This is a genomic window from Bradyrhizobium sp. CIR18 (assembly GCF_014198295.1).
GTDB lineage: Bacteria > Pseudomonadota > Alphaproteobacteria > Rhizobiales > Xanthobacteraceae > Bradyrhizobium.
Map to the genome: position 1 here is coordinate 46,811 of NZ_JACIHF010000017.1, position 11,684 is coordinate 58,494.

The window sequence follows — 11,684 nt, forward strand, 5'->3', positions numbered from 1 at the left end:
CACGGCGCGTTGCGCCTTTGCCCACCCTACGGCATCTCGCCCTAGAACTTCTCGACCCAGGGCCGCAGCTCGAGCTCCCAGCTCCAGGCGCTGCGCGGCTGCTGCAACACGTTCCAATAGCTCTGCGCGATCGCGTCGGGATCGAGCATCGAATCCGGCTTGTCTTCGGCTTCCGTCCGCGCCGCGCTACGGATGCCGCCGTCGATCACGAAATGCGCGACATGAATGCCTTGCGGCGACAATTCGCGCGCCAGGCTCTGCGCGAGGCCGCGTAGCGCAAACTTGCCCATCGCGAACGAGGCCGACTGCGCGTAGCCCTTGACGCTGGCGGAGGCGCCGGTGAACAGGATCGCGCCGTGCTTGTTCGGCAGCATGCGTTTTGCAGCCTGTTGCGCAACCAGAAAACCGCCATAGGCGCTGACCGCGATCGCGTTGGCGACGTCGGCAGGGACGAGGTCGACGAACGGCCCGCGGGTGCGGCCGCTGGCATTGTAGACCACGAGGTCGGGCGTGCCGATCTCGCGCTCGACCAGGCCAAACAGCCGCTCGACCTCCTCCGGATCCGCCGCGTTGCAGGCATAGGCCTTCGCACCGGTCTCGCTACAGAGCGCGCCCAGCTTCTCGATCTTGCGCGCCGCCAGCGCGACGCGAATGCCTTGCGCAGCCAGCAAGCGCGCCAGCGAAGCGCTCAGGCCTTCGCCGGCACCGACGATGAGGGCGATCTTGTATTTCGGATGTTCCATGGCGTGATCTCTCGCAGACGGGAAGCCGTTGATCTATGCATGGTCCGCGCGGACAAACAGCCGGGACGTTCACAATTCCGCAGGGCGAGTTTGCTCCCTCGCGGCGATCATGCCGCCCTGACGATTTGCGGCTTTATCCGCATCCGCCGCTGGAGCATGATCGACATCATCCCAAGCGGCAAGCGCCAAATCAGCGCAAAATGTCCGCACGACGGAAACCAAGAGGACGATCATGCCCAAGCCGGCCCCAGCGCAGCCGAAGAATGTCGTGGCCGCATCATCCGGACTGCTGGCGCCCGACACCACGGGGATGAATTTCTACCGCGCCGATCCCGCGCTGACCGACCTGCTCCGCATCCATCTCCCGGAAAATCTGTTCCGCCATATCGAGCCGCATCTCGATCGTCTCGGCGAACTCGCCGGCGGCCGGCTCGACGACTGCGCGCGGCTCGCCGACCGTCATACACCGGTGCTACACCAGCGCGACAAGTTCGGCCGCGACGTGCAGTGGATCGAATATCACCCGGCCTATCGCGAATTGGAGAACGCGGCGTTCGGCGAGTTCGGCATCCACGCGCTCTCGATCCGCAAGGGCATCATGGGCTGGCCGGACAAATATCCCGTGGTGGCCAAACATGCCTTTACTTTCCTGTTCAACCAGACCGAATTCGGCATGGGTTGTCCGATCAACGTCACCGACGGCTGCGCAAAGCTGCTGGCGAATTTCGGCAGCGAGGCGCTGAAGGCGAAATATCTGGACGGCCTGACCCAGACCGACATGAGCAAGCTGACGCAAGGCGGCCAGTTCATGACCGAGAAGGAAGGCGGCTCCGACGTCGGCACGCTGACCACGCGCGCGGTGCAGGAGGGCGACCATTGGCGCCTCTATGGCGAGAAATGGTTCTGCTCGAATGCGGACGCCAAGGTGGTGATGCTGCTGGCACGGCCCGAAGGCGCCGGCCCCGGCACGCGCGGCGTCGGCCTGTTCCTGATGCCGCGCTTCCTCGACGACGGCTCGCAGAACCACTACCGGATCGTGCGTCTGAAGGACAAGCTCGGCACACGCTCGATGGCCTCGGGAGAGATCAAGCTGGAAGGCGCGATCGCCTATGCGGTCGGCAAGCTCGACCGCGGCTTCGTGCAGATGGCCGAGATGGTGAATTCGTCGCGGCTCTCCAATGGCGTCAAATCCACCGCGCTGATGCGCCGCGCCTATCACGACGCGATGACGGTTGCGACAAATCGGGTCGTGTTCGGAAATCGCATCATCGACCTGCCGCTCGGCCGACGGCAGATGCTGAAGATCATGCTGCCGGTCGAGCAGGCGCTGTCGATGAGCTTCCTCACTGCGGACGCGCTCGACCGCGCCGAGGCCGGCAGCCAGGATGCGGCGGCGCTATTGCGGATACTCACCCCGACGCTGAAATTCCGCGCCACGCGCGATGCGCGCAAGGTCTGCGGCGATGCGCTCGAGATGCGCGGCGGCATCGGCTATATCGAGGAATTCGCGACGCCGCGTCTGCTGCGCGATGCGCATCTCGGCTCGGTCTGGGAAGGCACCGGCAACATCGTCGCGATCGATGCGCTCCGGCGCGCAGTCGGTCGCCATGGCGCGGAATCCGCGCTGTCAGCCGATCTGCATGCGCGGCTCGATGACAGTGCATCCGTGCCGCAGGCCTGGCGCGACAATCTACGTGGCCTCGTCGATCGTGCGGTGGGTTTTGCGCGAGAGGTCGCGGGGAAATCCGAGAACGAAGCGGATGCGCGTCGTGCAACGAGCCTGCTCTATCATGTCGCCAGCGCGGTCGCGCTCGCCTGGGAGGCACATCGTATCCACGAGATGCGCGGCGATGCGCGCCGGTTGCTGTTGTCGCGGCTGGTGATCGATCATCGGGTGGCGCCAAGCGATCCGTTCCGGCTGACGGAAAATGCGACGCAAGCCAGGATCGCCGCGCTGCTGCTCGGCGACAGCTCAGCCAGCATGAGCGAGGTTGGCGAACTGGTTCTGGCAGCGTAGGCTGCACGCCACGATCAAACCAAGAAACGCGACAGGGAGAGCTCGATGAAGGCCGCCGTCCTCTATGAAGTCAACCAGCCGCTCGTCATCGAGGACGTCAGCCTGCCGAAGCCGGGACCGCGCGAAGTCCTGATCCGCACCACGGTCGCTGGGCTCTGCCACTCCGACCTGCATTTCATGGAAGGGCTCTATCCGCATCCGCTGCCCGCGGTGCTCGGCCACGAGTCCGCTGGCGTCGTCGAGCAGGTCGGCTCCGATGTCACTTACGTCAAGCCGGGTGACCACGTCGTCACTTGCCTGTCGGTGTTCTGCGGCACCTGCGATAACTGCACCACGGGCCGCACCGTCCTCTGCACCGACACCACCGTGAAGTTGCTGCCGGGGGCCTCAAACCGGATGCAGTGGTCCAAGCCTGAGAAGCTGCACCAGTTCCTCAATCTCTCGTCCTTTGCCGAACAGATGCTGGTGCACGAGAACGCCATCGTCAAAATCCGTAAAGAAATGCCGCTCGATCTCGCCGCGCTGATCGGCTGCGGCGTCATCACCGGCTATGGCGCGGTGGTGAATACCGCGAAGGTGACGGCCGGCGAGACCGTGGCGGTGATCGGTTGCGGCGGCGTCGGCATGGCCGCGATCAACGGCGCGCAGATCGCCGGCGCCGGCCGCATCATCGCCATCGACACCAATCCGGCCAAGCTCCAACTGGCGACCAAGCTGGGTGCGACCGACATCATCAATCCCGCCGACGGCGACGTCGTGAAGCAGGTGCGCGATCTCACCAATGGCGGCGTGCATCATTCCTTCGAGGTGCTCGGCCGCAAGGAGACAGCCGAGCAGGCGTTCGGCATGCTCGCTTCCGGCGGCACCGCCACCATCGTCGGCATGATCCCGTTCGGCCAGAAGATCGAACTGCACGGTTTCGATTTCCTGCGCGAGCGCCGGATCCAGGGCTCCTCGATGGGGTCGAACCATTTTCGCGTCGACATGCCGCGCCTGGTTGACTTCTACCTGCGCGGACGGCTGCATCTGGAGGACTGGATCTCGGCGAAATTGAAGCTGTCCGAGATCAACGAGGGTTTTGCCAACATGAAAGCCGGCAAGACGCTGCGCAGCGTGATCGTGTTCGACAGCTAGCGCCACGGACGCCGTCGTCGCTCGAAAATCGAGTCAACGCGACGCGGTCGGACCGTCGGCCGAGGCGCAACGTGTCTCCTTGACGAGAAGCAGCGTCATGGCCGTGGCGAGACCCGCGACGAGCATATACGCGAGGGATACGTTCAAGCCGGGACCCGCGAACAGCAGATAGGAGAACAATCCCGCGGTCGACGCGGTGAAGCCAAGCCAGGCAAACCTCGGAAGGCGAAATCCACGTTCGCCGTGGCGGAGATCGAGCACGAGGTAGAACACGAGAAGGGTGTTGCAGAGCGCCGCCGGCAACAGGCCCATGACGATCTCGCTCTCGAATGCGAGGTAGGATAGCACGCCATCGACTTGGGCAATCACCGCGAACGGCAGATAGCGCAGATTGAGGCAGGCCAGGGCGATCGCCGCAAGCTCGAACCCGTAGAAATAGCGCTCGTGCATCTTCGGAAGCAAATACGGCATGAGGATGAGCGATACGCACGCGACGAGCAGAATGAACTCCGGCCCCGTCCGCCTGGACTGTGCGATGAAGATCGATAGGGCAAGCCCGCTCGCCGCCGCGAGCACGAGGCCGGCGGCGACGCCGACCGTGTACGGCGTTCCTCCCGCGAACACCCAGATATTCGCTGCATTCATGGTCAGGTGATGAAATGTGTTGGCTTGGCCGAGATAGATCCCGAATACGGAGACCAGGGACCTGCCGGCGATGAGAACCGGAATGGCGAGGATCGCATAGGCTGCCGGAATAGCGGCAAGCCATGCCAGGTGGATCCTGCGGCGCAGGATCATTCCCAGCACGAACGGCCCCAGGAAGACGCCTTGGGCTTTCACCGAGCAGGCCACTGCGAACGGCACGACGCCGTTTCGGTCCCGCATGAACATCGCCACGGAAATCAGCGCGAAGAAGGTCCAGATCGAATCGGCCTGTCCCCACATTGCGCCATTGAAGAGCACTGTCGGCGCAAGCCACACCGCGCAGAAGGCCAGGGACGCGCGCAATGGCACGCTCGTCGCGCGCCAGACCATCTGGGCCACGACGATCGCGCAGCCGAACTCGAATATGGTCGAGATCATCTTCACGAGAGAAAGCGGTTGGCCTAGCCAATCGAACTGCGTGGCGATCAGCAGCAGGTAGCTGTAAAACGGCGTGTAGTTGGTGAAAGCCTCGGCCAGCCCGCCAATGCCGTGATCTCGAGCGAACGTATACCAGGTGATGTACTCGGCGGCGTCAGCGGTCGCGTGTTCCCGCGCGAGGTAACGGAGCACAAGGCCCACGAGCCCGCACCCGATCGCTATGGCGATCGGAATCCGCCATCTCTCGGGCAGCGTCTCGTCTGGATTGACGCGATGATAGGGGTCGCGGAGCGCGCCTATCTCGATTGTATCGTTTGTCACGCAATCACTCTCGCCGGATTTGAGCAGTAGCCTCGCCGGGGCTCAGAAACACTCCGAGCTTCGCAGCGCGTCCTCGTGACATGCTCGAGATCGATGCCCTAAGGGGACCTCTCGTCGCCTGCAATTTTGACGGGCGAACGATTGCCAGCTGGATAAATCTCAGATGAGCGGTTTGCCCATTGCTCGGGAAAAGATTGTTTGGTTAGCGATTTCTTTATGGCAGTCGTCGAATGACCCGCGGCCCGAGGGGGAACGGCATCGTGCCCCCTCACCGCGACACGTGTGCCGACACCGCGAGCCACTTGCCATTTTGCTTCGCCCAGCAATCGGTGTAGCGCCCCGTCGCCTGCTGGCCATCCGCCGTGGTGTAGCTCGTCGCGGCGTGGATGACGGCGAAGTCGCCCATGATGCGGATGACGACGTCGCGCTCTTTCAAGTTCCGGATAGCGATCGGCCGCGCCGTCTGCTCCAGGAAGGCGGCACGGTCGACCAGCGTCTTGTCGGGATTGGAGCAATAAAACTCCGCAGCCAGGATTTCGTCGAAACGCTTGACGTCGCAGTTCTGCACGGACGCAACGTAGTCACGGTTGAGGGCGGTCAGTTGGTCGAGGTCCTGGCTCATGGTGCTTCCTTTCCGTCAATCCGGGGCGCCCGACGCGCGAGCCCAAAATCGCGACGTTGTCGTCCTCCGTCATCGCGAGGAGCCCGCGACAAAATTGCGAAGCAATTTTGCGCTGGCGACGGAGCAATCCGGACTGTCGCCTCGAAAAATCCTGAATTGCTTCGCTTCGCTCGCAATGACGGGAAGAACTAGTCATTGAATAATGGCGGCGGCGTGAACCCGCCGAACTCACGCTCGATCAGTTCAGCGAGCTTGAGCGGCGTACGGTCTTCGAGGAAGGGGCCGATGATCTGGACGCCGACCGGCAGACCATCCTTCGACAGGCCGAGCGGAACGGCCGTGGCCGGCAAGCCCGTCAGCGTGGCGATGCCGGGCCAGGCAAGCTGGTCCGGATAAACATGGTCCTTGCCGTCGATATTGATCCGACGCTTCTCCTGCTCCGGCGAATGATCATGCGGATAGGCGGGGGTCGGCATGATCGGACAGATCACCGCATCGAATGACCTGAACAATTGCCGCCACTGCGCGCGCAGACCGGCGCGCGCGCCTTCGTCGAACACCCAGGCCTGATGGCTCGAGGTCATGCCGCGCAGCCGCTCGGCCGCAAGGCTCTTGTCGTCCGGCGAGAGTTGCGCCGCGCCGGCCCGCGCGCCGGCGAGAACGTCGGGAGGGAAGAACGCGCCCAGGAAGCTCATCAGCATACGCATGTAGAGACGCGAGGCCTCCCGGAACTCCGGAAACAGCGGGCTTTCGCGCGCGACGGTCGCGCCGGCGGCCGTCAATCGCCCGGCCAGCGTCTCGATCGCGCCGCGAATGTCGGCATTCGCAGGCAGCAACGGATGGCTGTCGATCACGAGCAGGCGGAAATCCTTCAGCCTGTCGTGGCGTGCGTCCGGCAGCGCCAGCTTGTATCCGATGCCGAGGTCGACCGGATCGGGACCGGCCATCACGTCCAGCAGCAGCGTCAGATCGGCTGCACTCCGGGCCATCGGGCCGATCACCGCCATATCGCGTTCCATCGGGACCGCAGGAAATGGCGGCGGCGTATGGCCGCGCGTGGGACAGAGATTGTATGTCGGCTTGTGCGCATAGACGCCGCAATGGAATGCCGGCACGCGCAGCGAGCCGCCGATGTCGGATCCGAGCGAGAGCGGTCCGTAGCCGGCCGCAAGCGCTGCCGACGAGCCGCCTGATGAGCCGCCGGGCGTGCGGCCGAGATCGTATGGATTGTTCGTCGTGCCGTAGATGTCGTTGTAGCTCTGCCAGTCCCCCAGGCCCACGGGAACATTGGTCTTGCCGAGAATGACGCCGCCGGCGTTCTTCACCCGGGAGATCGACAGCGCGTCTTCCGTTGGCTTGAAATCCTTTTGCGGCGTCCAGCCCCAAGTTGTGGGCAGGCCCGCGATGTTGAAGGATTCTTTCACCGTCACCGGAATTCCGAGCAGCGGTTTTTTCTCGCCGCGCGCCAGCGCCACATCCGCCTCGCGTGCCGCACTGCGGGCGCGATCAAAATCCCGCACGCAGATCGCATTGACCTTGCCGTCGTGACGCTCGATGCGGTCGATGGCATCCTGTGTAAGCTCGACCGCGGAGACCTTCTTTGCGGTCAATGCGGCCGACAGCTCGACCGCGCTCTTGAAACTCCATTCCGATCTGGCCACGGCGCTTCTCCTGCTCTTGTTGTCGGAGGATGATGCGCAGTTTGCCCGAATGCTGCAACCGCCGTTTGATCGCGATTGATGCCCGGTTAAGCCGGGGGCATGACAGCGAGGGTTGGGGCTTACGCCGCCCCGATCAACACGCCGACCGCGAGCACGATCGCGCCGCCGAGCACGATCTGGAACACGGCCTGGAGGAACGGCGTGTCCATATAGCGCGAGCGAATGAAGGCGATCGCCCACAATTCGAAGAACACGACGACGCAGGCGACCGCGGTTGCGATCCAGAACGCATTGGCCCAATGATCCGGCACCAGATAGGGCGCGGTATGGCCGAGCCCGCCGAGCGTCGTCATCGCGCCGCAGGTGATGCCGCGCAGCCAGGGCGAGCCGCGCCCCGTGAGCGATCCGTCGTCGGACAGCGCCTCGGCAAAGCCCATGCTGATGCCGGCGCCGATCGATGCGGCGAGGCCCACAAGAAACGTTTGCCAGTTCTGGTGGGTGGCGAAGGCCGCCGCGAACAGCGGCGCCAGCGTCGAGACCGATCCGTCCATCAATCCGGCGAGGCCCGGCTGCACATATTGCAGCACGAACATGCGGCGGTTGGTGCGATCCTCCTCGGCGCGGACGTCGGAATTCAGGATCTCGCCTGTCAGCTTTGCGGCGGTCTCCTCGTGACCTTTCTCGGCTTCGGCGAGATCGCCGAGCAGGCGGCGCACGCCGACGTCCTGGGCCTGTTCGGCGGCCTTCACGTAGAAGCGCTCCGCCTGCATCTCCATGGTCTCGACTTCCCTGCGGATGGCGTCGAGCGACAGGTTCTTGGTGAGCCAGACTGGGCGGCGGCGCAGGAATCCCTTGACGTCCTCGCGCCGGATCGGCGGCAGATGCTTGCCGAAGCGCTGCTCGTATAATTCCAGCAACATGTGCCGGTGGCCGCGCTCTTCCTCGGCCATCTCCTCGAAGATTTTTGCCGTGTCCGGGTAACGCTCGCGGAGGTCCTCGGCGAAGGTCATGTAGATGCGGCTGTCCTCCTCCTCGGAGGAGATCGCGACCGCAAGCACCTCGCGCTCGGTCAGATCGGCAAAATTCTTCACGGTGGCCCTGTATCAGCAGTTTAGAATTATTCTAAACTATATAAGGGGCCTGGGTTCCCGGGTCAAATCAGGCCTTGCCGGGCCTTGGCCAGGAAGTCCAGCAGCAGCCGGCTCACCGCGGCGGGCTGCTCCTGCTGCACCCAATGGCCGGCGCCGTCGACGAGATGGCAGCCGAGCATCCTTGTGCAGCCGCGCCCCTGCATCGCCTCGAGCACGCCCGGACGCTGATAAGTGCCCCAATCCTGCTTGCCCGAGATGAAGCATGAGGGCACGTCGATGCTGCGTCCTGAAAACAGCTGCATCTCGCTGTTGAGCATGCCCGACGTGCCGTAGCGATACCATTGCAGCCCGCCCTGGAATCCGGTGCGGCCATACTCGGCGCTGTAATAGGCGAGGTCGCTGTCCGGCAGCCATTGGTTGGCGGCGATCGCGGCGGGTGAGGGCATTTCCTTCGCCACCGTCTCGGCCATGGTCTGGTTCAGGTCCATCACATAGTAGGTCGGCAGCTTTGCCAACTCGTTCGCCGACCACGATGACAGCGGATACGGCTTGTTGTCGGTCCAGTCCGCGCTCTTGTGATGATAATAGGCGCGCAGGAAATCATGGACGCCCTGCGGCGCGTGCTGCATGTCGGCGTTCGCCTCGCGTGTCGAATAGTACCATTGATAGTGCTTGCGCGGCCGCGGCAGCGCGGCGAGCTCGCGATGCACGGGGTCTTCGGCGGGCGGCTTTGCCGGTGTGTCGACCGTATTGAAGGGCAGGGGCGGCGGCCCGCCGAACGGCGCGCTCATCATCGTCACCGAACGAAACACATCAGGCCTTATCAGCGCGCACCAGGATGCGACCGGGCTGCCGAAATCGTGCCCGACCACATCGACCTGCTTGTAACCGAACGCCGACACCAGAGCGAGCGCATCGCGCACCAGGTTGAAGAGCGAGAAGGGCGCGAGATCGCCGTCGTATTCCGCGCGCCATCCCGTGGTGCGGCCATAGCCGCGCTGGTCCGGCGCGATCACGTGATAGCCGGCCGCAGCCAGCGTCGGCATCACCTTGCGCCAGGAGAAGGCGAGCTCGGGGAAACCGTGCAGCAAGAGGACGCATGGCCGTCCCCTGGTCTCGAACCCGGCCTCCAGCACATGCATGCGCAAGCCGTTGATGCCGTCGACATAACGCGAGCGGATTCCGGCGGGCAGGGGGATGTCGGGGAGTGCAGTCATCGTGTCTCTCCACTCGGGTGGAATCGTAGGGTGGGCAAAGCGGAGCGTGCCCACCATAAAGAGTGGTGGGCACGGCGCGCGAAGCGCGCGCCTTTGCCCACCCTACGGCATCTCGCTAAACAGCCGCGCACACGAATGCACTGCCCTTGCGCCGGATCTTCCCCACCGAGGGCGAGGGGAAATGCGCGGTACAGCACAGCGTGTCGGTGTCGCAATAGCGTTCCAGGAAGCTGCGGCGCGTTTTCGCTGCCGCGACCGGATCGACGTCGAACTTGATCGACAGCTCCGGATAAAGCGTCTGCAGCGGCGAGTGCATGAGATCGCCGGAGAACACGGCATCGTCCTTGCCGCGGCCCATCGTGATGGCGATATGACCCGGCGTATGGCCCGGCGTCGGCAGGATGCGGACGTGATCGCCGATCTCATGATCGTTGCCGACGAGCTCGTGCCTGTTAGCCTCGACCACCGGCAGCACGCTGTCGGCGAAGGGCGGAATCTCCGTCTTCGCATTCTCCGCGAACCAGTGGTCGTATTCCTGCCTGGCGAAGACGTAGCGTGCCTTGGGGAAGGTCGGCACCCAGCGGCCGTTCTCCAGCCGCGTGTTCCAGCCGACGTGATCGACGTGCAGATGCGTGCACATCACGAAGTCGATGTCCTCGACCGCAAATCCGGCGGCGCCCAGCCCGCGCAGATAGGTGTCGTCGGTCTTCATGTTCCATTTCGGCCGAGGCCGCGGCTTGTCGTTGCCGATGCAGCTGTCGACCAGGATGGTGTGATGGGGCGTCTTCACCACATAGGACTGAAAGCACAGGAGCAGCACGTCCTGGTCATCCAGCGCCTTGTTCTCGCGCATCCATGCCCGATTCTCGGCCAGCACCTCCGCCGTCAATCCCGGCAGCATCTCCAGCGCCGGGACGAACGAGGTTTCCTGCTCGATGACGCGATGGATGGTGAGATCGCCGACCGAGAACTTCAGGCTCATGAGAACTCCGGTTGTACAGCATGATTCCGGAAAAGTGTGCAGCGGTTTTCCGACAGGATCATGCCCAGACAATCAAGCTAAAGCGCGATGACGATCATCGCGCTTTAGCTGGCCGGCGGCACCGAGATCTTCACGGAGGGCCGCTCCAACATCTTCTGGTGGAAGGCGTCGAGCTTCGGATAGGCCTTGCGCCAGCCGCAATCGGCGAAGCGGAAATCGGCATAGCCGAGCACGCAAACGAGGCCGATCTGCGAGATGTCGAAGGGACCATTGAGGACTTCGGGCATGTTCTCGAAGCGCGCCATGCCGGTCCAGGCGCGGTTCCAATGGTCGTCCGACCACGCCTGCCATTGCAGGCCCTGCGGCCGCACCATCTTCTCGTAGCGGCACAGCAGCATGGAATCGAGCATGCCGTTGATCAGCGAGTGATTGGTCTTGGCCTTCCAGCGCCGCGGGCCATAATCCGGGATCAGGCTGCCGCCGGCTATCTCGTTGAGATATTCGACGATGACGTAGGAATCCAGGATGACGTCGCCATCATTGGTGATCAGCACCGGCAGCTTCTTCAGCGGCGTGATCTTCGAATAGTCCTCATTGGCCGTGCCCGGTGCGACGCTTGCGGGCACGAGCTCGATCTTGTCGATCAACCCGAGCTCGATCGCAGCGATGCGCACCTTGCGGGCGAAGGGCGAGGCGGGGGAGAAGGTGAGCTTCATTGGAAATAACCTCTATCCAGGCACACAGTCCTCACCCTGAGGAGCGCGCCTCTTGGCGCGCGTCTCGAAGGTGGACAACGAGGGACGCTCTCTCGTT

The 11,684-nt window shown here is 63.7% G+C and carries 11 protein-coding genes; 2 read left to right on the top strand and 9 right to left on the bottom strand.

Going from position 1 to position 11,684, the window contains the following annotated elements; all coding sequences use genetic code 11:
- Positions 1-41 precede the first annotated feature (41 nt).
- Together GGD65_RS34165 and GGD65_RS34170 are read right to left on the bottom strand one after the other, a co-directional pair.
- Positions 42-743, bottom strand: coding sequence for an SDR family NAD(P)-dependent oxidoreductase (locus GGD65_RS34165; RefSeq protein ID WP_092254227.1), 702 nt, complete (start codon positions 741-743; stop codon positions 42-44).
- A 69-nt stretch (positions 744-812) separates the two neighbouring features.
- Positions 813-983, bottom strand: coding sequence for a hypothetical protein (locus tag GGD65_RS34170; RefSeq protein ID WP_157644434.1), 171 nt, complete (start codon positions 981-983; stop codon positions 813-815).
- Here GGD65_RS34170 and GGD65_RS34175 point away from each other — a divergent pair.
- Together GGD65_RS34175 and GGD65_RS34180 are read left to right on the top strand one after the other, a co-directional pair.
- Positions 976-2,760: an acyl-CoA dehydrogenase family protein gene (locus GGD65_RS34175; RefSeq protein WP_183238102.1), complete on the top strand. Its 1,785-nt coding sequence runs from the start codon at positions 976-978 to the stop codon at positions 2,758-2,760. The two genes, GGD65_RS34170 and GGD65_RS34175, sit on opposite strands and share 8 nt — an antisense overlap.
- Positions 2,761-2,805: 45 nt before the next feature.
- The gene (locus GGD65_RS34180; RefSeq protein WP_028140641.1) at positions 2,806-3,894 is read left to right on the top strand and encodes a Zn-dependent alcohol dehydrogenase; all 1,089 of its coding nucleotides are present in this window, start codon (positions 2,806-2,808) and stop codon (positions 3,892-3,894) included.
- Positions 3,895-3,927: 33 nt separating this feature from the next.
- On the opposite strand, the gene GGD65_RS34185 is transcribed toward GGD65_RS34180, so the two are convergent.
- The 7 genes from GGD65_RS34185 to GGD65_RS34215 form a co-directional block, all read right to left on the bottom strand.
- Positions 3,928-5,178, bottom strand: coding sequence for a hypothetical protein (locus GGD65_RS34185; RefSeq protein ID WP_312017763.1), 1,251 nt, complete (start codon positions 5,176-5,178; stop codon positions 3,928-3,930).
- Between the two features lie 388 nt (positions 5,179-5,566).
- Positions 5,567-5,920: a nuclear transport factor 2 family protein gene (locus GGD65_RS34190; RefSeq protein ID WP_183238104.1), complete on the bottom strand. Its 354-nt coding sequence runs from the start codon at positions 5,918-5,920 to the stop codon at positions 5,567-5,569.
- Positions 5,921-6,108: 188 nt separating this feature from the next.
- Positions 6,109-7,581, bottom strand: a complete 1,473-nt coding sequence (locus tag GGD65_RS34195) for an amidase (protein WP_183238105.1) — start codon at positions 7,579-7,581, stop codon at positions 6,109-6,111.
- A 119-nt stretch (positions 7,582-7,700) separates the two neighbouring features.
- Positions 7,701-8,672: an iron exporter MbfA gene (gene mbfA, locus GGD65_RS34200; protein ID WP_018321384.1), complete on the bottom strand. Its 972-nt coding sequence runs from the start codon at positions 8,670-8,672 to the stop codon at positions 7,701-7,703.
- Between the two features lie 62 nt (positions 8,673-8,734).
- A complete protein-coding gene (locus tag GGD65_RS34205; protein WP_183238106.1) occupies positions 8,735-9,889 on the bottom strand; it encodes an alpha/beta fold hydrolase in 1,155 nt (384 codons plus the stop codon).
- Positions 9,890-10,004: 115 nt separating this feature from the next.
- Positions 10,005-10,871: an MBL fold metallo-hydrolase gene (locus GGD65_RS34210; protein ID WP_183238107.1), complete on the bottom strand. Its 867-nt coding sequence runs from the start codon at positions 10,869-10,871 to the stop codon at positions 10,005-10,007.
- A 104-nt stretch (positions 10,872-10,975) separates the two neighbouring features.
- Entirely contained in the window at positions 10,976-11,587 is a 612-nt protein-coding gene (locus GGD65_RS34215) for a glutathione S-transferase family protein (protein WP_092254243.1), read from the bottom strand.
- Between the last annotated feature and the right edge of the window lie 97 nt (positions 11,588-11,684).